At 65.0% G+C, this 22,608-nt stretch carries 27 protein-coding genes and 1 pseudogene; 17 read left to right on the top strand and 11 right to left on the bottom strand.

Annotation, left to right across the window (positions count from 1 at the left end):
* From EN949_RS17850 to EN949_RS17840, 3 genes and pseudogenes are all read left to right on the top strand, one after another.
* Positions 1-342: pseudogene (locus tag EN949_RS17850) on the top strand (hypothetical protein); the annotation flags it as partial.
* Positions 339-968, top strand: a complete 630-nt coding sequence (locus EN949_RS17845; RefSeq protein WP_127367820.1) for a hypothetical protein — start codon at positions 339-341, stop codon at positions 966-968. The pseudogene EN949_RS17850 and the gene EN949_RS17845, both read left to right, overlap by 4 nt.
* Positions 965-1,534: a hypothetical protein gene (locus tag EN949_RS17840; RefSeq protein WP_127369563.1), complete on the top strand. Its 570-nt coding sequence runs from the start codon at positions 965-967 to the stop codon at positions 1,532-1,534. The genes EN949_RS17845 and EN949_RS17840 overlap by 4 nt, the downstream gene beginning before the upstream one ends.
* Positions 1,535-1,561: 27 nt before the next feature.
* Here EN949_RS17840 and EN949_RS17835 read toward each other — a convergent pair whose 3' ends face one another.
* From EN949_RS17835 to EN949_RS17815, 5 genes are all read right to left on the bottom strand, one after another.
* The gene (locus tag EN949_RS17835) at positions 1,562-2,851 is read right to left on the bottom strand and encodes a hypothetical protein (protein ID WP_127367388.1); all 1,290 of its coding nucleotides are present in this window, start codon (positions 2,849-2,851) and stop codon (positions 1,562-1,564) included.
* 109 nt (positions 2,852-2,960) lie between these two features.
* Positions 2,961-3,977, bottom strand: coding sequence for an ABC transporter permease (locus tag EN949_RS17830; protein WP_013530576.1), 1,017 nt, complete (start codon positions 3,975-3,977; stop codon positions 2,961-2,963).
* Positions 3,974-5,542, bottom strand: a complete 1,569-nt coding sequence (locus EN949_RS17825) for a sugar ABC transporter ATP-binding protein (protein WP_127371336.1) — start codon at positions 5,540-5,542, stop codon at positions 3,974-3,976. The genes EN949_RS17830 and EN949_RS17825 overlap by 4 nt, the downstream gene beginning before the upstream one ends.
* A gap of 96 nt (positions 5,543-5,638) precedes the next feature.
* Positions 5,639-6,586, bottom strand: coding sequence for a substrate-binding domain-containing protein (locus EN949_RS17820; RefSeq protein WP_013530574.1), 948 nt, complete (start codon positions 6,584-6,586; stop codon positions 5,639-5,641).
* Between the two features lie 306 nt (positions 6,587-6,892).
* Positions 6,893-7,456, bottom strand: coding sequence for a dienelactone hydrolase family protein (locus EN949_RS17815; RefSeq protein ID WP_127366233.1), 564 nt, complete (start codon positions 7,454-7,456; stop codon positions 6,893-6,895).
* Positions 7,457-7,581: 125 nt separating this feature from the next.
* Here EN949_RS17815 and EN949_RS17810 point away from each other — a divergent pair, with 125 nt between their 5' ends.
* A complete protein-coding gene (locus EN949_RS17810) occupies positions 7,582-8,283 on the top strand; it encodes a RibD family protein (RefSeq protein WP_127366234.1) in 702 nt (233 codons plus the stop codon).
* A 112-nt stretch (positions 8,284-8,395) separates the two neighbouring features.
* Here the strand turns inward: EN949_RS17810 and EN949_RS17805 are convergent, their stop codons facing one another.
* Complete coding sequence (locus tag EN949_RS17805) at positions 8,396-9,280, bottom strand: SDR family oxidoreductase (protein ID WP_027160854.1); 885 nt, start codon at positions 9,278-9,280, stop codon at positions 8,396-8,398.
* A gap of 78 nt (positions 9,281-9,358) precedes the next feature.
* Here EN949_RS17805 and EN949_RS17800 point away from each other — a divergent pair, with 78 nt between their 5' ends.
* Positions 9,359-10,201: a helix-turn-helix transcriptional regulator gene (locus EN949_RS17800; RefSeq protein WP_127366235.1), complete on the top strand. Its 843-nt coding sequence runs from the start codon at positions 9,359-9,361 to the stop codon at positions 10,199-10,201.
* 41 nt (positions 10,202-10,242) lie between these two features.
* On the opposite strand, the gene EN949_RS17795 is transcribed toward EN949_RS17800, so the two are convergent.
* Positions 10,243-10,689, bottom strand: a complete 447-nt coding sequence (locus EN949_RS17795; RefSeq protein ID WP_013530569.1) for an SRPBCC domain-containing protein — start codon at positions 10,687-10,689, stop codon at positions 10,243-10,245.
* Between the two features lie 158 nt (positions 10,690-10,847).
* Here EN949_RS17795 and EN949_RS17790 point away from each other — a divergent pair, with 158 nt between their 5' ends.
* Together EN949_RS17790 and EN949_RS17785 are read left to right on the top strand one after the other, a co-directional pair.
* Complete coding sequence (locus tag EN949_RS17790; protein ID WP_013530568.1) at positions 10,848-11,600, top strand: pseudouridine synthase; 753 nt, start codon at positions 10,848-10,850, stop codon at positions 11,598-11,600.
* 120 nt (positions 11,601-11,720) lie between these two features.
* Positions 11,721-12,122, top strand: a complete 402-nt coding sequence (locus tag EN949_RS17785) for a VOC family protein (protein WP_127366236.1) — start codon at positions 11,721-11,723, stop codon at positions 12,120-12,122.
* 29 nt (positions 12,123-12,151) lie between these two features.
* On the opposite strand, the gene EN949_RS17780 is transcribed toward EN949_RS17785, so the two are convergent.
* Positions 12,152-12,733 (bottom strand): histidine phosphatase family protein, encoded by a 582-nt coding sequence (locus tag EN949_RS17780; protein WP_024501770.1) that lies wholly within the window; start codon positions 12,731-12,733, stop codon positions 12,152-12,154.
* 208 nt (positions 12,734-12,941) lie between these two features.
* Between EN949_RS17780 and EN949_RS17775 the strand changes: the two genes are divergently transcribed.
* From EN949_RS17775 to EN949_RS17765, 3 genes are all read left to right on the top strand, one after another.
* Positions 12,942-13,391 (top strand): universal stress protein, encoded by a 450-nt coding sequence (locus EN949_RS17775; RefSeq protein ID WP_127366237.1) that lies wholly within the window; start codon positions 12,942-12,944, stop codon positions 13,389-13,391.
* Between the two features lie 86 nt (positions 13,392-13,477).
* A complete protein-coding gene (locus tag EN949_RS17770) occupies positions 13,478-13,768 on the top strand; it encodes a DUF1778 domain-containing protein (protein ID WP_013530564.1) in 291 nt (96 codons plus the stop codon).
* Positions 13,765-14,259: a GNAT family N-acetyltransferase gene (locus EN949_RS17765; RefSeq protein ID WP_127366238.1), complete on the top strand. Its 495-nt coding sequence runs from the start codon at positions 13,765-13,767 to the stop codon at positions 14,257-14,259. The genes EN949_RS17770 and EN949_RS17765 overlap by 4 nt, the downstream gene beginning before the upstream one ends.
* A 35-nt stretch (positions 14,260-14,294) precedes the next feature.
* On the opposite strand, the gene EN949_RS17760 is transcribed toward EN949_RS17765, so the two are convergent.
* Positions 14,295-15,044, bottom strand: coding sequence for a sulfite exporter TauE/SafE family protein (locus EN949_RS17760; RefSeq protein WP_127371083.1), 750 nt, complete (start codon positions 15,042-15,044; stop codon positions 14,295-14,297).
* Between the two features lie 21 nt (positions 15,045-15,065).
* Positions 15,066-15,272, bottom strand: a complete 207-nt coding sequence (locus tag EN949_RS17755) for a hypothetical protein (RefSeq protein WP_127367901.1) — start codon at positions 15,270-15,272, stop codon at positions 15,066-15,068.
* Between the two features lie 137 nt (positions 15,273-15,409).
* Here EN949_RS17755 and EN949_RS17750 point away from each other — a divergent pair, with 137 nt between their 5' ends.
* The 7 genes from EN949_RS17750 to EN949_RS17720 all read left to right on the top strand — a co-directional run bounded on the left by EN949_RS17750 (position 15,410) and on the right by EN949_RS17720 (position 21,224).
* On the top strand, positions 15,410-16,282 hold the full coding sequence (locus EN949_RS17750; RefSeq protein ID WP_127371084.1) for a LysR substrate-binding domain-containing protein: 873 nt from the start codon (positions 15,410-15,412) through the stop codon (positions 16,280-16,282).
* 131 nt (positions 16,283-16,413) lie between these two features.
* Complete coding sequence (locus EN949_RS17745) at positions 16,414-16,914, top strand: Lrp/AsnC family transcriptional regulator (protein WP_013530560.1); 501 nt, start codon at positions 16,414-16,416, stop codon at positions 16,912-16,914.
* Entirely contained in the window at positions 16,911-18,074 is a 1,164-nt protein-coding gene (locus tag EN949_RS17740) for a saccharopine dehydrogenase family protein (RefSeq protein ID WP_064994080.1), read from the top strand. The genes EN949_RS17745 and EN949_RS17740 overlap by 4 nt, the downstream gene beginning before the upstream one ends.
* A 110-nt stretch (positions 18,075-18,184) precedes the next feature.
* On the top strand, positions 18,185-18,991 hold the full coding sequence (locus tag EN949_RS17735) for an ABC transporter substrate-binding protein (RefSeq protein WP_064994007.1): 807 nt from the start codon (positions 18,185-18,187) through the stop codon (positions 18,989-18,991).
* Positions 18,992-19,096: 105 nt separating this feature from the next.
* Positions 19,097-19,768 carry an amino acid ABC transporter permease gene (locus tag EN949_RS17730; RefSeq protein ID WP_013530557.1) on the top strand — a complete coding sequence of 224 codons (672 nt, stop codon included), beginning with the start codon at positions 19,097-19,099 and terminating at the stop codon, positions 19,766-19,768.
* Positions 19,765-20,439 carry an amino acid ABC transporter permease gene (locus EN949_RS17725; protein WP_063168655.1) on the top strand — a complete coding sequence of 225 codons (675 nt, stop codon included), beginning with the start codon at positions 19,765-19,767 and terminating at the stop codon, positions 20,437-20,439. The genes EN949_RS17730 and EN949_RS17725 overlap by 4 nt, the downstream gene beginning before the upstream one ends.
* Before the next feature lie 56 nt (positions 20,440-20,495).
* Entirely contained in the window at positions 20,496-21,224 is a 729-nt protein-coding gene (locus tag EN949_RS17720; protein ID WP_024501778.1) for an amino acid ABC transporter ATP-binding protein, read from the top strand.
* A gap of 10 nt (positions 21,225-21,234) precedes the next feature.
* On the opposite strand, the gene arsK is transcribed toward EN949_RS17720, so the two are convergent.
* Positions 21,235-22,479, bottom strand: coding sequence for an arsenite efflux MFS transporter ArsK (gene arsK / locus EN949_RS17715; protein WP_063168656.1), 1,245 nt, complete (start codon positions 22,477-22,479; stop codon positions 21,235-21,237).
* Between the last annotated feature and the right edge of the window lie 129 nt (positions 22,480-22,608).

Below are 22,608 nucleotides of genomic sequence, written 5' to 3'. Positions count from 1 at the left end.
GTGTTGGAGGCCGATCTGACCAATCGCACGGCGCAATCCGACAAGGCTTATTTCAACGTCTTCAAGCCGGACGGGATCGACCTGCCCGATTCCACGCCGATGATCGCGCTGGCCCGCGATTCGACGCTGACGCCGGAACTGCATCCCGGCATGACCGAACGCATGGCCTATGTCTGGCCGCTTGCCGGTAACGCCGCCGTGCCGGCAAATCTCAGCTTCGGCGTCACCGCCGAGATCTTCAAGCCGCGCGACAATCTTTACGGCACGCCGGGCTGGTTCAATTCCTATCGGCTCGGCACCGTCACCATGCCGGTCGCCGACCTGCCCGAGAGCGGCTCATGAGGATCCGCGCCATCGGCAATCTCCTGATCGTCGCCGCCACCGTGGTGCTCAGCTACGGCATGCAGGTGTCGAAGCCGCATTATGCCGAACTCACCGCGCCGATCCCCATTGATGGCGCCATGCACGACACGGTGCGGGCGCGCAGCTTCGATGTCCGCCTCGACAGAATGGTCTTTGCGCGCACGCTGAAGACCAACCAGTTCGGCCAGGAAAGGCTGCTGACCACCAGCGGCCTGTGGGCGGTGGCGACGACCGATCTCACCGCCACCAGCACCTCCACCACGGTCGCCGACGGCACCTGGCAAGGCCCGACCGGCCTGCGCTACCGCCAGACGGAGCGGCTCAGCTATCGCCAGGATATGCCGCCACATGCCGTCGATCCAGGGCTGGAGAGAAGCGGCCTGTTCGTCTTCGAGTTGCCGGCCGACCAGATCCAAGGCGCCAGCCTGCTTATCGCCGCACGTCAGTTCGGCCCGCTCGACGCCCAGGCTCGCATCAGCCTCGATGCCGTTCCGACCGGTGCCGATGGTCAACCGGCGGATGTCTTGCCGCTATACGATCTCGACGCTCCTGCACCGCCGCAGGGCCAGACACGGCAGGGCCAGACACGGCAGGGCAAGACATGAGCGCGGTTTCAACCGACATCGACCCAGCCGGCGGTGGCGAGAAAAAATGGCGACGGCGCGGTCTTGCCGCGCTCGCTATCCTGCTGCCGCTGACGCTGGCCGAAACCAGCTACGAGAGCATCCGTGAATGGCTGCATGGCGAGGACCTCATCGCCAGGGATGTCGAGTTTGGCCAAGGCGCGCCGTTCGGCGGCAGCGAATGGCGGCTGGCCGATTTGCGCGGCGGCAAGGCCGGCCGCTTGCCCGACCATGCCATGGCCGTCATCGCCACCTTCGCCGTCACGGTCGGCGATCCCGATCTGCAAAAGCAGTGGCTGGGCTGCAAGGTGATGCTGACCGACGCCGCCGGCCGCCGCTGGCTGCCCGACTTCATCCCCGGCGTCAGCCTGCCGGACGGCGTGATGAACTGCACCTCGGCGATCTTCTCCGGCGCCAAAAAGGGCGAAATCATCAGCGTCGGCGAGACCTTCATCGTGCCCGAGGATGCCATCGAGACCATCCGCCCAGCCATTGGCCTGGGCAGCGAGCGCCCATGGTTCCTGCGTTTTCAGCGGCCGCCGAAGTGACAGCATCCTTCTCCCCGTAAAGAAAGCTCACTTCCCCGCCCGCTTCGCCATCGAAAACGCCGTCTCCAGCACGGCGGCGAGAAAGCATATGCGCAGCGGCTCGATCAGGATGCCGGTGGAAGAATCCTGGAACGGGCTGCCGAAGAGCAGCGTCACGGCATGCGAAAAAATCTGCCAGATATCGAGCTCGTGTGGGCCGATCAGCCGCGTCGCGCCGAGCCACAGCCAGGCCGCGCCCCAGTCGAGCAACCGGTAGCCGACCACCAGCGTGCACAACAGCACCAGGCTGGCGCTGACCGTCAGCCGCACGCCGTTGGCGATCGGCAGATAGCGCGAGCGGTAGCCGGCGATGAAATGCTCGACGAAATCGCGCAGGAATTTCGGCAGGCCGGCATAGCGCTGGCCGGCACGCTCCAGCCGGCCGTGCACGCGCATCAGGGCAGCATCGTCGCGCACGTCATAGCCGTAGATCAGCGCCGCCATCACCAGCCAGATCAGCGGCAGGAGCATGAAGAAGAACAGGTTGATCGCAGCCGTCGACGGCGCGATCGAGGAGATCTCGACCGGCACCATGGGTGCGGCCGAGGCCATCGGCACCGGGTTTGCCAGCCCGTCCACCGATGCCTGCAGGGCCGACCAGAAATTGCGGCTCATCAGCCATTGCAGGGCCGAATCCTTCCATCGGCTGATCACGTAGAGACCGACGAAGATCCAGTTGGTCTCGCAGATCACCACCACGATCTGCCAGAACGACTCCGCACCTGTCTTAGCCTGCATGAATTTGGCCAGCCGGCGGATCAGCCAGGACACCGCCACGGAGACCAGCAGCCAGCGCGAGTCGAGCACGTCGAGCACATCAGCGCTCTGGCCGAAATCGGCCTGGTCGAGTGTTTCGCGCGAATACTGCCGCACGATGTCGCCCAGAAATCCCCAGGCGGCATAATAGGCGAAGAACGGCAGAAGCGCGATGGTGATCATCCGCACCAGCCGCGAGCCGCGCCGGTCAGCCTCGGCACCCGGCTTCGTTTGCGTCTCGGTGGTTGCGGCCTTGTCGGCGCCGCGCTGCGCGGCCACCACATGCGGCAGGCCGGGGCGCAGCACGTGGAACATTGCCACCGTCATCACCAGCTGCGCCAGCGCCACCAGCGTCAGCATCGCCAACCCGGCGAAGTGATTGGCCAGCGCCACCTTCGCCGCCAGCAGCATGAGGAGATCGCCGACCAGCACGCCGGCCAGCACGAGTGCCATGAGCTGCGGCCAGAACCGCAGCAGCAGCGAAAAACCTAGGGTGATCGGTCTGATGATATCGGCAAACATGAGGTTCTCTCACGATGCCACCCGCCAAAACCTTTCTAGCAAAGCATGATTGTTTTGCAAGGAATGGGGCTCCCTTCTCCCACTGTGGGAGAAGGGAGAACCGTCCCCCTCACCTTCTTACCCTCGACTTCAGCCACCGATCAAACGCCACCGCCAGGATCAGGATGAGCCCGATGACGATGCTTTGCGTGTAGGACGAGACATTGTTGAACTGCAGCCCGTTCTGCAGCACGCCGATCAGCGCCGCGCCCACCACCGTGCCGCCGACCGAGCCGATGCCGCCGAACAGCGAGGTCCCGCCGATGACGACGGCCGAAATGACGGTTAGTTCGTAGCCGATGCCCGCCACCGCTTCCGAGGAGTTCAGCCTGGCCGACAGCACGAAGGCCGCGAGCCCGGCGAAGAAGCCGACAATGACGTAGACCGAGACCAGGATGCGGTCGACGCGCAGGCCCGACAGCCGCGCTGCTTCCGCATTACCGCCGACGGCATAGACGGCGCGGCCATAGCGCGTGTAGCGCAGCACGATGTGGCACAGGATGGCGGCCGCCGCGAAGATCAGCGCCGGCACCGGCACCGGGCCGATCAGCCCGGTGCCGAACCAGCGCATCGAGGCGTCGAAGCCCGAGATCGGGCCGCCATTGGAGATGGTCAGCGTCAGCCCGCGAAACACCGTCAGCCCGCCCAGCGTGACGACGAAGGGCGGCACTTTCAGCCGGGTGATGACAAGCCCCTGCACGCCGCCGGCAGCGGCTCCGACGATGATGGCGGCCAGCAGCGCGGCGAACCAGCCGAACCCTTGCGTGCCGCTCGTCGACAGCGACAGCGTGTTGGCCGTGCCGCCCTTGGCGACCACGGCGGCGACCATGCCGCAGAAGGCGAGCAGCGAGCCGACCGACAGGTCGATGCCGGCGGTAAGGATGACGAAGGTCATGCCGAGCGCGATCAGCCCGGTGATCGAGATCTGCCTTGTGATGTTGAACAGGTTGATCGGGTCCATGAAGCTCGGCTTCAGCACCGTGAAGACGATGATCAGCGCCACCAGGAACAGCAGCGGCCCGAAGCTCATCAAAAGCCGCGCGAAGTTGATGCCGCCGCGCTGATCCTGCTCCCCCGCCACGCTCATAGTGTCTCCTTGCGGTCGAGTGCCATCAGTTCCATCAGTCTTTCCTCGTTTGCCTCGACGCCCGGCATCTGGCCGGTGATGCGTCCGCGGCGCATGGTGACGATGCGGTCCGACACCGCCAGCACCTCGGGCAGCTCGGACGAGATCATCATCACCGCAATGCCGCGCGCCGCAAGCTGCACCAGGATCTGGTGCACCTCGGTCTTGGCGCCGACATCGACGCCGCGCGTCGGCTCGTCGACGATCAGCACTTTCGGATCGCGCGCCAGCCAGCGCGCCAGGATCACCTTTTGCTGGTTGCCGCCCGACAGGCCCTCGATCGCCTGCTCGGCCGAAGCCATGCGGATCGACAGCATCTTTCGAAACCCGGACAGCGCATCGCGCTCGCGCCGCTCGGCCATGAAGCCGAAACCGTTGCTGAAGCTGCCCAGCGAAGCGATGGAGAAATTCGGCAGGATGCCCAGCGCGGCAAAGATCGCCTGGTGCTTGCGGTCCTCCGGCACCAAGCCGATGCCGAGCGCAATGGCGTCCGCGGGCGACGCCGGGGCGATCGGCTCGCCGTCGAGCGTGATGGTGCCGGCCGCGATGCGGTCGGCGCCGAAGATGGCGCGCGCCAATTCGGTGCGGCCTGAGCCGACAAGCCCGGCAACGCCGAGGATTTCACCGGCCTTGAGGTCTATGTCGACGCCGTCGAGCACGATGGCGTGCGGCGCCTCGGGGTCGCGCACGGTGCGCAGGCCGCGCACCGACAGCACGACATCGCCGGCCACCGCGCGTTGCGCCGGCCGGGCGTAGAGCTCGGACGCCGCGCGGCCGACCATCTTCTCGATGATTTTGGGCAGCGCGATCGGCCCGCCTTCACGGTTAAGGTGGCCGGCAAGCCTGCCGTCGCGCAGCACCGTCATGCGATCGCATATGGCGGACGCTTCCTCCAGCCGGTGGGTGACGAACATAATGGCGACCCTGTCCTTGCGCAGCCGGTCCATGATCGACAGCAGCCGCTGCACCTCGGTCTCGGTCAGCGCCGAAGTCGGCTCGTCCATGATGATCAGCCGGCTTTCCAGCGACAGCGCCCGAGCAATCTCGACCAGTTGCTGCTCGGCCACCGACAATGCCGAGACCGGCGTCATCGGGTCTATGGAGAGACCGACGCGGGCGATGATCGTGCGGGAATCTTCCTCCATCTTGCGCCAACTCACCAGCCCGAGCGGGCCGATCGGCGCGCGGCCGATGAAAATGTTCTCCGCCACGGTCAGCGTCGGGATCAGGCTCAGTTCCTGATAGATGGTGACGATGCCAAGCCGCTTGGCATCCTGCGGGCTGGAGGGATGATAATCGGCACCGTCGAAAGTGATGCGGCCGCCCGATGGCGGCATCACACCCGACAGGATTTTCAAGAGCGTCGATTTGCCGGCGCCGTTTTCGCCCAGCAGGCCGAGGATCTCGCCGGGGCGGATATCGAGCGAGACATCGCTGAGCGCGGTGACGCCGGCGAAATGCTTGGTGATGCCTTCGACGGCAAGCAGGATGGGTTCGGGCGAGGCGGCTTCAGCGGCTAGCGGCAAGGGTGGCTCCTTCCATGCAGTTGATGTCGCCTGTCAGCGCTTGAACGCCCCCCTCTGTCCTGCCGGCTTTGCCAATCGGCCGATCCCCGCCAAACCCTACTTCGTCTCGCCAATCCGCTCCGCCTTGTCGAGATTGTCCTTGCCGATGACGATTGGCGTCAGCAGCACCAGCTTCTCCTTCGGCTCGGTCTTGTCCTTGGCAAAGGCCACCGCGATGCGCACCGCAGTGCGCGACTGCTCGCCGGGGAATTGCTCGACCGTGCCCGCAAGCTTGCCGTCGCGTACGGCGACCAGCGCTTCGGGCAGTGCATCGAAGCCGTAGATCTTGACGTCGGTGAAGTTGCGCGCGGCACAAGCCTCCATGGCGCCCAGCGCCATGTCGTCATTGGCGCAGACGATGGCGTCGGGTTTGCCGTTCGCGGCAAGGCCAGCCTCGGTCACCGACAGCGCCTCGGCGCGGGCGAAGTTGGCGGTCTGCTCGAAGACGATCTGATACTTGTCCTTCAGAGGATCGAGCACATTGTGCACGCCCTTGTTGCGGTCGATCGCCGGGCCGGCGCCGGGCTGGCCCTGCAGATGGAACAGCTTGGCACCGTTGGGAAACGCCGCCACCACGGCGTTGGCTTCCGCCTCGCCGCCCTTCACATTGTCGGCGCCAACATGGGCGAGGATGCCCTCGACGCCGTCTACGCGGCGGTCGATCGTCACCACGGGAACGCCGGCCTTGACCGCTTCTTCGATGGCCGGCGCCAGGGCGTTGACGTCGAGCGGCGAGATGACGATGGCGTTGACCTTCTGCACCAGGGCGGCCTCGATGTCGGCGGTCTGCTTGGTGGCCGAGTTCTGGCCGTCGCTTTCGGTCAGATTGACGCCTTGCGTGGCGGCTTCCGCCTTGATCTCGTTCAGCATGTGCACGAAGAACGGAAAACCGAGACTGGGCACCGAGCCAAGGATAGTGAGCTTGTCCTGCGCAAACACAGAAGGCGCGGCAACCATCATGGCGCCGAAAGCCGCGGACGACAGCAGGAATTCACGTCTGTTCATGGGATCCTCCTCCACAAGAACGCACGACCCGAAAACCGGGATCGGTTTCAGGAAGGATCATGCGTCGGTTCAAAGTGTGGAGCATCCTCCCTGCGCCCGAAAACGCATGCCGCTCCAGCTGGCCGCCGCTGTAAAAAGAGCCTCCCACCGACGCCTGCGCAGGGATGCTAACCCAGGGCCAACCATTTGTGCAACATCGATATAACAGCGGTGCCAGGCAAATTATCGGAATTGTCGGATTTTGGATTTCCGGCGTGGGGGCCGCTTTGTCGGAAGACCTCCAATGCAAGGCCGCCCTTCTGCTTCTCAATCCAGGAACGCCAGGATACGGTCCCAAAGCAGCGCCGCGGCTGTGTCGTTGTAGTCGGGCAGAGCTGGATCCGAGAAATAATGTCCCGAGTTTGGATAACGGAAGATCCGCACATCGGTTTGCGCGGCCTCGGCGGCGTGCTGCCAGGCGCGGACATCCGGCTCGGGGAAGAACGGATCGGTGTCGGCGACATGCAATTGAACCGGCAGGCCGGGCCGGATGTTCGCAGGCACGGTTGCCAGCCCATGCAACAGCAGCACCTTGGCCGTCAGCGGCCGCAAGGCCCAGACTGACGCGACCACGCCTGCACCCATCGAAATCCCCGCCAGCACCGTATCGCCGGGCGTCGAGGCCAGGGCATCGCGCGCCCTTTGGCAAATGACCTCCCAGCCGATCCGCGCCTTGATCGCGAAGCCTTGCTCGAGATCGTCCGTCGCCACGCCCGCATAGAGGTCCGGCAGCGAAACGGCGTGACCGGCGGCGCCCAGCTTTCCAGCGAGATGCCGCTCGTGCTCGCGCAGCCCCAGAACCGAATGAAACAGGATTATGTTCGCGGACATCCGGTCATGATACCTGCCGGCACATGCCGTCTCAACGGCTGGGTACGTCATGAGGCGTGCGGCTTCCATTCTCCCGGCGTGGCACTACTTTGGACTGAACCCAAAGCACTCGACTGGAGAACAACATGAAGCCGCAAATCATCTGCCATATGCTGGCATCCCTTGACGGCAGCCTCCACCCCAGCCGCTATACCTCGAGCCCCGATGGCACCCGGGCCGAGTGGTCGAGCCTCTACGAGCATATCCATAATGATCTCGCGGCTGATGCCTGGATCGTCGGGCGCGTCACCATGGCCGAGATGAGCAAGGCCGGCGCGCATCCGCCGGCCAATGCCGGCAAGGTCGACCGGCCCTATCATTTCGCGCAAATAGGTGCGGGCAGTTATGCCGTGGCGCTCGATGCCTCGGGCAAGCTTCACTTTTCCAAACCCGACATCGGTGGCGACCATGTCGTGGTGCTGCTTGGGCGCGACGTTGCCGACAGCCATTTGGCAGAGCTTGCCGCCGACGGCGTGTCCTATATCGTCGCGGAAACCGCCGATGTCGATCTCGCCGCGATGCTTGAGGTCCTCGGACGCGAACTCGGCATAAGCCGGCTGCTGCTCGAGGGCGGCGCCAGCATCAACGGCTCCTTCCTCGCCGCCGGGCTCGTCGATGAATTGAGCCTTCTCGTTGCACCCGCGATCGACGGGCGGGCCGCCAATCAGGGTTTCGTCGAGTTCGGCGAGAGCGGCCTGGCGGGCAAGACGCAGCTGTCCCTGAAGAGCTGCGAGGCGCTGGCGCATGGGCTCGTCCATCTGCGCTACGCGGTCAGCCCTGGAGCATAATCCCGAAAGATCGCGGCGTGGCCCAGGGTCTCCGCGACGGAGCTGCGCTCCTGCTTCGTCCAGGGATGACGAAGTCAGAGACTTCGGCTCACCTCGAGCGTTGCTAAGCGCATCAATACCGCATGGCGTCGAGATCGGCGATCAGCGTCGGGCCGGTGGGGTGCCAGCCGAGCCGTGCCTGGGTCAGAGCGCTGGAGGCCGGCAGATCCATCGGCGCGAACATCGCCATCCAGCCGAAATGCTCCGCCGCCTTTTCCGGCGCAATGGAAACCACCGGCAATTTCAAACCCCGGCCGAGCGCCTCGGCGATAGCGCGCACTTCGACACCTTCCTCGCCGACCGCGTGATAGCGCGCGCCCGGCTGCCGCTTTTCCACGGCGAGCCGGTAAAGCCGCGCCGCATCGAGGAGGTGGCCCGCGGAGTAGCGATTGCGGCCTTCGCCGACATAGGCCGAGACGCCCCTTTCACGCGCGATCTCGATGAGCGGCGTGATAAGGCCCTGCTTGACCGGATTGTGGACCTGCGGCAGCCGCACCACCGACACATTGATGCCGGCGTCCAGCAAGGCATTGCCGGCCAGCTCCGAGGCGATGCGCGGATTGGGATGGCTGGCGTTGAAGACGTCCTCGATCGCCAACTGGCCATGCCCGGGGCTGCCCATGCCGACGCCGGAAGTGATCACCAGCGGCCGGTCGGAGCCGGCGAGCGCGGCGCCCAGTGCGGCGATGACGCGTTTGTCCTTTTCGCAATTCTCGGCAAACCGCGAAAAGTCGTGGTCGAATGCCGTGTGGATCACGCCGTCCGCCTTGGCCGCGCCATCGCACAGCCCTTCGGGCTCCTCGAGCGTTCCGCGATGCACTTCAGCACCGGCGGCGGCCAGCGCCTCGGCGCCGGCGTCGGAGCGGGTCACGCCGACCACCTGGTGGCCTGCCTTGATGAGTTCGGGAACGATCGCCGAACCGATGAAACCGGTCGCGCCGGTGAGAAAGATACGCATGCAAAATCTCCTGTACAGTTGCCTGCGTAATATTGCTGGTCTATTATTCTATTAAAGTAGTGATCTTATCGTGGTATAATGGCTAACAGGATGCCCTCCAATTCCGGCTCACTAGCAGCGTTCCTCAAAGACCGGCGCACCCGGCTTGATCCCGCATCATTCGGGTTTTCCGGACGCAGACGCACGCCGGGGCTGCGCCGCGAAGAGGTCGCGCAGCGCGCCAACATCAGCCCGACCTGGTACACATGGCTGGAACAGGGCCGCGGCGGCGCACCCTCGGCCGATGTCCTCAACCGCATCGCCAAGGGGCTGCTGCTGACCGAGGCGGAGCGCGAACATCTTTTCATGCTCGGGCTGGGGCGCCCGCCCGAGGTCCGCTACAGGGGCGTCGAAGGCGTCAGCCCCCGGCTGCAGCGCCTCATCGACACGCTCGATGCCAGCCCCGCCATAGTCAGGACCGCCACCTGGGACGTCGTTGCCTGGAACCGCGCGGCGAGGGTCGTGCTGACCGACTACAGCACCCTGCCCGAGGGCGAGCGCAACATTCTGCGCTTCATGTTCCTCAGTCCCCATATCCGCGCCAGGCAGCACGACTGGCAAAACCTCGCCCGTTTCGTGGTGGGCGCGTTCCGGGCCGATGCGGCACGCGCCGGCGCTGTCTCCCAGGTGCGTGAACTCGTCGACGAACTCTGCAGCGCCAGCCCCGAGTTTGCCGCCCTGTGGCGGGAAAACGGCGTGCTCAGCCATGGCGACGGGACAAAGCGCCTGAAGCACCCGGAACTTGGCGATATCGAACTGGAATATTCGGGCTTCGCGGTCGACGGCCGGCCGGATTTGAGCCTGACCGTCTACAACCCGGTCGACAGCGCCGTCGCCGACCGCATCCGCGCGCTGGCTCTCGCCCGATACCCCAAAGAGTAAGGGCGGGACGACCTATCCGCTGCGATGACTCCCGCCCGCCCTCAAGCGCGCTCGCAGACCGCCTTCAGGATCTGCAAGGTCGGCCCCCAGTAGAGATCGGCATGCGGCCGGATCGCCGGTTCGGCGAAGTCGCTGAGCGTCAGTGTCAACAGTGTTCCCCCATCCGCCGGCGCCAGGTCGAAGCTGACCACGGTGTGATTTTCGGGCACGTCCGCCAGACGCGAGGCCGACAGTGTGCTCCAATAGCTGTAGGCGAAGCTCATTCCCGGCTCAAAAGTGCGGATGGTGCCGTGGTTTTCGAACGGCATTCCGTGCAGCAGTCCGCGCATGACGATCGCGCCGCCGGCCTGCCCTTGCAGGCTGACGGTCAACTCCTCGTCGGACATCCATTGCGGGATCATTTCTGGCGTCGTTAGTATCCGCCAGACCTTGGCCGGCTCGGCACCGATGACGACGGTCTTGGTTATCGGCGCAGCGGACTCACTCATGGGGTGCAGATTATAGCGGATGCGGCGGCGACAATATCGCTGTTCCAGGCGGTACGGATGCCGCCATTGCCCCTTGCCCTGTATAGGAAGACAGCACCACGCTTGCGAAGCCATTGCAGCCCGTGGCATCTGTCGGCTCCACCAGCGCAGACGGCACCATGACACCACGGCAGACACGGCAGAGCGGCAGGCAGGCGGCGCCCGGCGTCAGTCTCAACCGGGCGCTGTCGAAGCTCGGCCTGTGCTCGCGCACGCAGGCCGAGGTGCTGATCGCCGAAGGCCGCGTGCGTGTCGGCGGCAAGGTGGTGCGCGATGCGGCGCTGCGCGTCGACCTCGACCGCGACCGCATCGTCGTCGACGACAGGCCGGTGGTTGCCGAGCGCAAGGTCTACCTCATGCTCAACAAGCCGCGCGGGCTGGTCACCACCCGCGACGACCCGCAGCAGCGCGACACCGTCTATGCTTGCCTCGAAGGGCTCGACTTGCCCTTCGTCTCCCCGGTCGGCCGCCTCGACAAGGCGAGCGAAGGCCTGCTGCTGATGACCAACGACACCCGGTTTGCCAACCGGCTGATGGACCCGGCTTCGCATTTGCCGAAAACCTATCACGTGCAGATCGGCACGGTACCGGATGCTCCGATGCTGGAGACGTTGCGCGCCGGCGTGATCGTCGACGGCGAGGTGCTCACCGCGAACGCGATCGAACTTTTGCGCAGTGGCGGCCGCACCGCCTGGCTGGAGATCGTGCTCGACGAAGGCCGTAACCGCCACATCCGTCGCCTGCTCGCCGCGCACGGCGTCGAGGTCCTGCGCCTCATCCGCATCGCTATCGGCCGCCTGCCGCTCGGCGACCTCGCCAAGGGTACGGCACGGCATTTGACAGCAGAAGAGTTGGCGCTGCTGAGGGGGTAAGCAGGGCGTGCCACTGGTGCAGGCGCACGGCGATTCTTCCTGACGGAAAGCTGTCAGCAGGCCTGGCCTATAGGTCGGATGGGAGCCGGCCACGGCTTCAACGATCAGGGAGCCAATGCAATGAATTTCGTCTCCGTCCGCATCATCACGTCGGACGTCCAGCGTCTCGTTCACTTCTACGGTGAGATCACCGGCATGCCCGTGACGGTGTACATGGAAGACTTCGCCGAACTGGCGACGCCGACCTGCACGCTGGCGATCGGCAGCACACGCACCTTGATGCTGTTCGGCGGCGACATCGCCCGCCCCGCCGACAACCACACCGCCATCATCGAGTTCCGCGTCGGCGACGTCGATGCTGAATTCGCCAGGCTCTCGGACCTCCTCAGGAATATCACTGTGCAGAAGCCGACCACCATGCCCTGGGGCAACCGCTCGCTGCTGTTTCGCGACCCTGACGGCAATCTGGTGAATTTCTTCACGCCGGTAACCGCTGAGGCGATCAGGAAATTCGACAGATAGGCGTAAGCGGCGCCGCTGCCGAAGCTGCTCTATTTCTGGTTCCATTTCCGGATGACCGGCTCGCTCAAATCATGCTCGTAGCCGAGCACGCTGATGCTGGCCGTATCGAGCACCAGCAGCGCGCCGCCCTCCGGCGGCAGCCCGATCCAGCGCGCCGCCAGCACGCGCAGAAAATGCGCGCTGGAAAACACCAATATGCTGGCATTGGCCTCGCGCAGCCCAGCGATAATCCTGTCGGCCCGCGCGCCGACATCGGCCGCCATCTCGCCCTTTGGACACCCATCGCGAAACACATTCCAGCCGCGGCGCTCGGCCAGGATCTGTTTTGTCGTCAGCCCCTCATAGGCACCATAGTCCCACTCCTGCAGATCGTCCTTCTTGACGCTCTGCGCGCCGAAGCCGGCCAGTACGCTGGTGTTGTAGGCGCGCTGCGACGGGCTCGACCATACGGCCGAAAAAGACAGGCCCTCGAGCCTGTCCGCGACACCCCGCGCGGCGGCCTCGCCAACCGGGGTCAACGGCATGTCGGTGCGGCCGGTATGCTGCCCCGAAAGGCTCCATGCCGTTTCACCATGCCGGACCAGATGGATTTGCGGATACGGGTTGCTCATGGACTGCCTTTCAATGTCACCGGCACCTTAGGCGACGATGCGGCAAAGGGGAATCCGCTTGGTACAAGACTGCGTGGTCGCCTGGCCTTGATCCGCGGCGGGGCCGGCCCTGTGATCGGCCCGAGGCCGCAACTATATCAAGGCCAGCCCTCCACAAGGCTCCCGCCACCTCAAGGGCATCGGCCCTTGCGCAACAGGTCATGTCATCATGTACAAACATTTGCTCATCGCCACGGACGGATCGGAACTGGCCGACAAGGGCGTTACCCACGGCCTGACATTGGCCAAGGGCCTCGGCGCCTCTGTTACTTTCATCACCGTCTCCGAACAATTCCCGATCTTCGCCTGGGGCGGCGCCATGGCCGGCTACGCCGCCGGCGATGAACTGGCCGCCTATCAGGAAGAGGCGCGCAAATACGCCAAGGAAGTTCTCGACAGGTGCAAGGCATCGGCCGACGCCGCCGGCGTCTCGGCGGAGGTCGTGCATGTCGAGGACAAGCGGCCCGCCGAAGCCATTCTGGAACTGTCGCAGGCCCTGGGCTGCGACCTGATCGTCATGGCTTCGCACGGCCGCCGCGGACTAGGCAAGCTGCTCCTCGGCAGCCAGACGGCGGAAGTGCTGTCCTACACGGAGATCCCGGTGCTGGTCGTGCGGTAGGGCTACTACGGATCGCATGCTCCATCGAACCGGGTAATGACAATGTCGTTACGCTGTGCTAGATATGCGCGACGAAGGAGCCGTCCATGCCAACGTCACATCATCCGGTGCCGAAGAGTGTTCCGCTCAACATCCGCGTCAAGCCGGAAGTTCGCAATCTGATCGACCGCGCAGCCGAATTGCTCGGTAAGAATCGCACCGACTTCATGCTTGAAGCCTCGCAACGCGCCGCTGAGGAAGCGTTGCTCAACCGTCTCGTGTTTACCGTCGAACCGGATGTCTACGCTGCGTTTCTGGCACGCCTCGACGCGCCGCCGCAGCCCAACGACCGATTGCGCCGCACGATGACGACAAAGGCTCCGTGGGAAGCTGCGTGACGCTGTCGGTCCCGGTTCCACTCGCGGATCATCACGAACTCGGGGAATTTTCGTCGGGCATTACAGCGCTCGACGATTGGTTGAAAAAACGTGCTCGCACCAATCAAGCGGGCGGTGCATCCCGGACCTATGTGACTTGCAAAGGCAACCGTGTGATTGGCTACTATGCCGTTGCCAGCGGCGCCGTGAAAATGGTCGAAGCTTCCAGCCGTTTCCGGCGCAACATGCCCGATCCGATCCCCGTCGCAGTGCTAGGCAGGTTGGCCGTAGACCAAGCCTATCACGCTCGGGGCATCGGTCGGGCGCTGGTAAGGGATGCCGGTCTACGAATTCTCCAGGCTGCTGAAATACTGGGCATCAAAGGCATAGTGGTGCATGCGATTTCCGACGATGCCCGAGCTTTCTACATCACCATCGGGTTCGAGCCCTCGCCGGTCGAGCCGTTGACACTCATGGTCACGCTCGCTGATCTCAGCGAAAGCATTGGCTGACGACTTCCTGCCAGTGCTCTGGGGAAGTCCGGCGCCTAGAACACCAACTCCCCCACGAGATAGACCCCAAGCGCCAGCAACCCCGCGAAGAACACTTTGCGGAAGGTCTCGACGCTCATCTTCTGGCGCAGCGCCTGGCCGGCGAACATGCCGGCCAGCGCCGGCACAAGGGCTGCGACCGACCCCACCAGTTGCGCACTCGGCGACGCCAGGGCGCCTGCCTTGAACAACCCGATGGCGAGCGCCGCCGTCGACACGGTGAACGACAGGCCGAGCGCCTGGATCAGGTCTTCTTTCTCCAGCCGCAGCGACTGCAGATAGGGCACCGCCGGGATGACGAAGACGCCGGTGGCGCCGGTGACCAGCCCGGTCGCCACCCCGACCAGCGGTGACATCAAGGCTTCGCGGCGCGCCGGCGTGGTGAAGCCGGCTTTGGCGAGGCCGAGGAGCGCATAAAGCACCAGCGCCGCACCGAGCCCGGCCGAGGCAACGCCAGAGTGTGTGCCGGTGAGCAGGCCGGCGCCGGCAACGGTGCCAAGCATCACGCCGGCCATCATCGTCCACAGCCGCTTGCACAGCCGGCCGAAGGACGGGCCGGTCAGCAATTGCCAGAGGTTGGTAACCAGCGACGGGATCAGCAGCAGTGCCGCGGCCTGTGCTGGCGGCATCGTTACCGCCAGCAGGCCCATCGCCACGGTCGGCAGCCCCATGCCGACGACACCCTTGACGAAGCCGGCGGCGAGGAACACGGCGCCGATCCAGGCGAGGATGCCGGCGCTCAGCATGATCGTATCTTCAGGGCCGGATCAGTCATGCAGCAGCATATCGGTTGCGTCGGCATCCGGGCTGGCGGCCTTTGCCGGCGCCGCATCGCGGCTGGTGGATACGACCGTCGCCGCGCATCCCCGCAGGCCTGATCCCGCTCGCGCCATGGCAAGGCCGGCCACGGCAATGGCCAGCACGATCGCCGTGCTTTCAAGAATGCCTAGCCGGCCTGATATTCGTTCGTTCATCGCAATTCTCCTTCGAAACTGTTTGACGAAAATCCTGGCCGATCACAATGTGGAAGTTGCGCTGCCAGCCTTCGGCCAGGGCGAAGGCTGGAGAGCCGACCGACTTCCCGGCGCTGAATATTCGCAGGAGCAAGAGAATGCGCTTCGATCTGGTCGATCTTCGCCTGATCCTGCTGGTGGCCGAACGCGGCAGCATCACCCATGGTGCCGAACTTGCGGGGCTGGCGCTCGCTTCCGCCAGCGCCCGCATCAAGGGCATGGAGGAAAGCCTCGGCGCGCCGCTTTTAGAGCGCCGCCGCCGTGGCGTGGTGCCGACGGCGGCGGGACAGGCGCTGCTGCATCATGCGCGCGCGGTGCAGAACCAGATCGAGGCGATGGCCGGCGACCTCGCCGCCTATGCCACCGGCCTGCGCGCCCGCGTCCGGCTGATGGCCAACACCGCCGCCACAGCCGAGTTGCTGCGCGAGATCCTGCCCGCCTTCCTTGTCGCGCACCCCGGCATCGACATCGAGCTCGACGAGCGCCCCAGCCATGAGATCGCGCAAGCCGTGGCCAGTGGTGCGGCCGATCTCGGCATCGCCGCCACCTGGGCCGGCCTTGCGCACCTCGAGCAAAAACCGTTCTTCATAGACCGGCTGGTGGTGATCGCCGCGCGAAACCGGCCCGGCCTTGAAGGCCGCACCGTCAACCTCACTGAGCTTCTCGGCGAATCTTTCGTCGGCCTCAGCACCGGCCATGCGCTGCAGGAGCACATCGCCCGCCAGGCGGCCCGCCTTGGCGGCCATCTGCATGTCCGCATCCGCGTTCCCGGCCTCGACAATGTCTGCCGGCTGGTCGCGCAAGGTGCCGGCATCGCCATCGTGCCGGAAAGTGCCGCCCGCCGCTCGGCGCGGACGCTGCGCACACTGCGGCTGACCGATGACTGGGCAACGCGCCAGCTCAACCTCTGCGCCCGCCGCTTCGACGAGTTGACACCGCAGGCAAAATTGCTCGCGACAGCGCTGGCGTGAGCCGGACAGCGAGCACCTATCCCCATCAGCGCTGAATCATTGCCTTGCTTTTCAAATATTCGTGACGTAGCTTGTTTGCACATTGGCAAAAAAATCGCCAAACTTTTTTCCTTTTGTGAAAGACGGGGACTTTGCGGGAACATCTCGATCTGACCGATCGGCGGCTGGTCAAACAGCTGTCGCAGGACGCCCAGCCGGGCATCAACCGGATCGCCGAGATATTGGCGATTTCGGTGCCGACGGTGCGCTCGCGGCTGCGCAATCTGCTCGACCGCAACCTGCTCAAGATCGTCGGGCTGCTGAACCTGACCGAGCGCCCCGAGCTGATCTCCGCCATTGTCGGCATCAATGCCCAAGGGCGCGGCCGGGCCCGCGAACTGGCGCAGCGCATTTCGGAACTGCCTTTCGTCAATTCGGCCTCGGTGGTCACCGGACGCTTCGACATCATCGTCGACGTGACGGTGGCCGGTGACGTCGCCGATCTCTACCGCGTCACCAGCGAGCTGATCCCCGGCGCCGGCGAGCCGGGCGAAGTCGTGCGCAGCGAGACATTCGTCGTCATGGCGTCCTGCAACAAATGGGTCAGCCTGCCGGAAGGCTGCTGGTCGGACGATCGTAAGGAGCCGGCATGAAGATCGCGGTACTCGGCGGCCTCGGCCTGCAAGGCCGGGCGGCAATCGCCGACCTCGTCGCCAGCGACGGCGTCGAGGAAATTGTCTGCGTCGACACCGCGCCGGACGGCCCGGCCCGGCTTGCCGGCCTGACCGATCTTGCCCGCGTGCGCTTCGTGGTGCCTGAGGGCGCGATCGGCCAGGCCCTGGCCACTGTGCTTGATGATGTCGACGCCGTCATCGACCTGTTGCCGCAGCCGCTGATGCGCGAGGCGGTAAAGGCCGCGATTGCCACGCGCACGCCGCTGGTCACCACCAACTACGCCAAGTCGATCGCCGACCTGGCGCCGGCCGCCGAACAGGCCGGTGTCTCGATCATGACCGAATGCGGGCTCGACCCCGGCATCGACCTCGTGCTCTACGCGCGCGCCGCCAGGCAGTTCGACTCGATTTCTTCGATCGATTCCTATTGCGGCGGCATCCCCGAGCCGAAGGCGATGGCCAAGCCGCTGTGCTACAAGGTGAGCTGGAATTTCGACATGGTCCTGGTCAGCCAGAACCGCGACAGCGTGATGATCGAGGACGGGAACCGTGTCGCAGTGCCTGCCGGCCAGCAGCACGACAATCCGTTCATCCATGAAATCGAGGTTGCCGGCCTCGGCAGGCTCGAAGCCTTCCCCAATGGCGACGCGCTGCACTATGTCGAGATGCTGGACGCCGCAAAAGGGCTGCGCCGCTCCGGCCGCTACACACTGCGCTGGCCGGGATGGTCGGCCTTCTGGGCGCCGTTGAAGGAACTCGGTTTCCTCTCTGAGGACAAGGTGCCCGGCACCTCCAACAGCCCGCGCGAATTCCTTGGCCGGCTGCTCGGCCCGCAATTGCAATACGGCCCCGGCGAAAAGGATCTTTGCGTGATGCGCAATGTCTTTTCCGGCCTCGAAGGCGGCCGCGCCAAGACGGTGACGTCGGACCTGATCATCGAACGCGATCTCGTTTCCGGCCTGTTCGGCATGAGCCTCGGCGTCGGCTATCCCGCCAGCATCGTGGCGCAGATGCTGGCGAGGGGCGAGATCACCAGACCCGGCTTTTTGAACCCGCTGCTGGATGTGCCCGACATCAGGTTCTTCGATGAATTGGCCAGGCGTGGCATCACGGTTTCCGAGACGGTGGCACGGGACTGAGGCGAAAGATTTTCGAACGGTGGCTGCCGCCGGCAACGGCGCTGCCGCTCAAAAAGGGGCCCAAGGAGAACCGCGGGCACACATTAACGACAACAGGGAGGAATACCGAAATGAAGATTGCCAGACTTTTCATCGCCGGAAGACTTTTCATCGCCGGGCTTGCGCTCGCCGGGCTCACCGCTGCGGCCAGTGCGGGTACGCTCGACGACATCACCAAGCGCGGCGAATTGCGCGTCGCCGTGCAGACCCAGGGACCGCCCTTCTCGCTGGTCGGCGCCAATGGCGAACGCACCGGCAGTTCGGTCGAACTGGCCGAACTGATGGCCAAGGAAATGGGTGTGAAAATCACCTTCCTCGACTTCGACTGGGATGGTTTGATCCCGGCGCTGCTGTCGGGCAAGGCCGACCTGCTGGTTGCCGACATGACACCGACGCTGGCGCGCGGCATGAAGGTCGCCTTCACCACGCCTTACATGTACACGGGCAGCACCGTCTTCACCAAGGCCGACAGCAAGTTCAAGACCACCGAGGACTGCAAAGCCAAGGGCACCAAGATCGCCGTGCTGCTCGGCGCCACCGGCGAGAAGGAAGCCAAGAAAGCCTTCCCCGATGCCGACATCAAGAGCTACAAGGGTGGCGGTCCGCTGCTGCTTGACGCCGTCAACAACGGCCAGGCCGACTGCGGCGTCAACGACGTCTCGGCGGTCAAAGGCCAGTCGACCGCCTATCCGGCCGGCACCTTCACCATCATGCCGGACCTTCTGTCGAAGGAGCCGCTTGCCTTCGCCACCCGCTATGATGAGCCGGACCTGTTGATCTGGATGAACCTGTTCCTCAACCAGGTCACTATCGACGGCCGCCTGCAGAAGAACCTCGACTACTGGGTCAATTCCGACGCCTGGAAGAAGGATCACTAAGCAGCGATAAATCCAGGCGGTTTCGCGCGCATCTTAAACGCCGCGAAGCCGCCCGGAATTTCGTTTCATCTGTCGTTTCCTGCGCTCTGGGGATTTCACCCAACGATGCTCGAAAATTTCAGTTTCCGCACCATCGTCGAATACCTGCCGTTGTTCGGACAGGGCCTGGTCACGACCGTTTGGCTGTCGGCGCTGTCCTTTGTCGGCGCGCTCATCGTCGGCATCGTGCTGTGCGCCATGAATCTGCAGCGCGGCTGGCTGTTTCGCGCCCCGGCCAAGGCCTATATCGATGCGGTGCGTGCCACGCCCTTGCTGGCGCAGCTCTATTTTCTTTATTTCGGCCTGCCCCGGCTCGGCTTCGTTCTGCCGGAACTCGTCGTCGGCATCCTCGCGTTGTCGCTGAACAGCGGCGCCTATATCGCTGAAATCATTCGCGCCGGCATCCTGTCGATCCCGCGCGGCCAGGTCGAGGCCAGCGTCGCTTCGGGCATGACCTATGTCCAGCGCATGCGCCTTGTCGTCCTGCCGCAAGCCTTCAAGGTGACGATCCCGCCGCTGCTCGGCCAGGCGATCGTGCTGGTCAAGGATTCCGCCCTTTTGTCGCTGATCTCGGTTTCGGAACTGACACGCGCCGGTCAATTGCTCGCCTCCGACCGCTTCATGCCGGCGGAAGGCTTCCTCACCATCGCCGCCTTCTATCTGCTGCTCTATTACGGCCTGAAAGGACTGGCTGGGCTCTCCAGCCGCTGGCTCGGCACAGCGGGGGCGCGGACATGATCTGGCAACAACTGCAAAGCCTCGCCGGCTCCTATCCACTGGCCCTGCGCGGCCTCGGCATGACCGTGTTGCTGTCGCTGATCAGCCTGGTGCTCGGCACGCTGCTCGGCTTCGCCCTCGGCATCCTGCGGACCGGCGGCAACCGTCTGATCTCGGGTTTGATCGGGGCCTGGGTCGACCTGATCCGCGGCACGCCGTTCCTGGTGCAGATCTTCCTGATCTTCTTCATCCTGCCTGAGTTCGGCATCGAACTCGATGCCTTCACCGCCGGCATCATCGCGCTGACCAATCTGGCTGCCTGCTTCATCTGCGAGATCGTCGTCGCCGGCATCCGCTCGGTGCCGACAGGCCAGGTCGAGGCGGCACTGGCGTCCGGCCTGTCGCGCTGGCAGCGCATGCGCCAGGTGGTGCTGCCGCAGGCGATGCGCATCGTGCTGCCGCCATTGGTCGGGCAGTATGTGCTGCTGATCAAGGATTCTTCTGTCGTCTCGGCCATCGGATTGACCGACCTCACCCGCGTCGGCTGGCTGGTGGTGCAGCGTGTGCCCAACGGCCTGCTGGTGTTCTTCCTCGTCGGCGTCGGCTATTTCATCGTCTGCTATCCGCTGATCATGCTGGCCCGCCGGCTGGAGCAGCGCATGGGCGCGGCGCATGCCGAGGTGCAGTTGTGACTTCCAACCCCAAAGGTCCAGAAAACATGACCAAAACGGGCCTTGCCAAAACCGGCATGATCGACTTTCGCGGCGTCAACAAATGGTTCGGCTCGCTCAACGTGCTCAAGGACATCACGCTCAGCGTCGAACCGCGCGAAGTGGTCGTCGTCTGCGGCCCGAGCGGCTCGGGCAAAAGCACTCTGATCCGCTGCGTCAACGGCCTGGAGGCGATCAAGGACGGCGATCTCGTCGTCGACGGCCAGCGCCTGGGCGACCCCGCCACCAACATGACCCAGCTGCGCACCGAGATCGGCTTCGTCTTCCAGTCGTTCAACCTCTACCCGCATAAGACGGCACTCGAAAACGTCACGCTCGCCCCCATCCATGTCCGCAAGATCCCGCGTGCCGAAGCCGAAAAGGCCGGCCGCGAATTGCTGGCCAAGGTAGGCCTCGCCGACAAGGTCAATGCCTATCCAGCACAGCTCTCCGGCGGCCAGCAGCAGCGCGTGGCGATCGCGCGTTGCCTCGGCATGCGGCCCAAAATCATGCTGTTCGACGAGCCGACCTCGGCGCTCGATCCCGAGATGATTTCCGAAGTGCTCGACGTCATGGTCGCGGTCGCCGAGGAAGGCATGACCATGATGGTGGTGACGCACGAGATGGGCTTTGCCCGCAAGGTCGCCCAGCGCGTGGTGTTCATGGACGCTGGCGCCATCGTCGAAAGCGGCACGCCCGACGAGTTCTTCTCACACCCCAAGACCGACCGCAGCCGCGCTTTCCTGAGCAAGATTCTGCGGCACTAAAGGCGGGCGGTCAGGTCGCCTCTTCCGCGCTGCCGCCAATCGCAAACGCTGCCGGGCCGCCGCGCCGCCTGAGCAGCGCGATGGCGAGGAAGGCGATGACGCCGCTCGCGGCGACGACCACCAGCACCCACAGGGAATTGGCGACCGATGTCCGCGCCATCATGAAGGCGAGCGCGAACGGCGCAAAGGCCGAGGTGAACTGACGGGCAGCGCTCGCCCATCCCAGCCGCGCGCCATAGCCTTCGCGGCCGAAGAGTTCGAGCGGCAAGGTGCCGCCGACGATGCTGGTGAGGCCGGAGCCGAGGCCGAACAGGAACACGAACACGAAGGCGCCGGGCAGCCATGGCGTGGTCAGCAACAGCGCACACAGCCCGGCCGTGAGCAGTGACGCGGCAATGACGGCAAGGTGCGTCTGCTGCAGCCGCCCGCCAAACAGCATGTTGATCAACCGGCTGGCGACCTGCGCCGGCCCGAACAGGGTCGAGACGAAGAGGCCTGCGGTGCCGAGCCCAAGGGCCGCCGTCAGCGGCACCATGTGGATGAGGATCGCCGACAGCACGAAGCCTTCGGTGGCGAACCCCGCCAGCATCAGCAGGAATGCGGCCCGGCCGCGCCGCGCATCGAGCGGCATTCCCGCTTCATCGGGGGCGGAGCCGCGCTCATGCGGCGTGACCGTTGCGTGGCGACGCGACAGGCGCATCAGCCAGGCGTGGATCGGCAGGCATAGGCCGAGATTGAGAGCGGCGAACAAAAGGTAGACCTCGCGCCATGTGAGATGCGCATGCAGCGCCGAGGTCAGCGGCCAGAACAGGGTAGAGGCAAACCCGGCGATCAGCGTCAGATGGGTGATGCTGCGTTGCGGCCGGGGAACCCCGACCTGCACGATCAACACGAAGGCAGCGCTGTAGAGGACGAAGCTGGAGGCCAGTTCCATCGCCAGCAATCCCAGAACGAAGCTCACGCGGCCGGGTGCGACGGCGCACAGCGCCAGCGCCACAGCCGCCGCGACCGAGCCGACGGTCATGAGGCGGCCGGCGCCGAAGCGGTCGGCCCACCGCCCGGCAGTCGGCGCGAACAGGCTGCCGGCAAACAGCGAGGCCGACAGGGCTGCGAATACCCAGCCTTCCGTGAGCCCGAACTCGCGTGCCATTGCCGGCGCCAGCATCGAGAAGCTGTAATAGAGCGTGCCGTAGCCGATGATCTGGGTCAGCCCAAGCGCCCAGATCGCCTTGCGCAGGACGGACCGGTCAGGCATCGATGCCGGCCGATACGGCTCTTCTCGGCTCGGCATCGGTTGCGCAGCCGCAACCCGATGCGCCGGTTGCCTTGGCGTCCGCATCCCTGACGCAGCAGGCATCGACAGCGGCGGGAGCAGGCGCCCCAC

It is taken from the genome of Mesorhizobium sp. M7A.F.Ca.US.007.01.2.1, assembly GCF_003998165.1.
GTDB lineage: Bacteria > Pseudomonadota > Alphaproteobacteria > Rhizobiales > Rhizobiaceae > Mesorhizobium > Mesorhizobium ciceri.
This window is presented reverse-complemented; position numbering and strand designations above follow the sequence as displayed.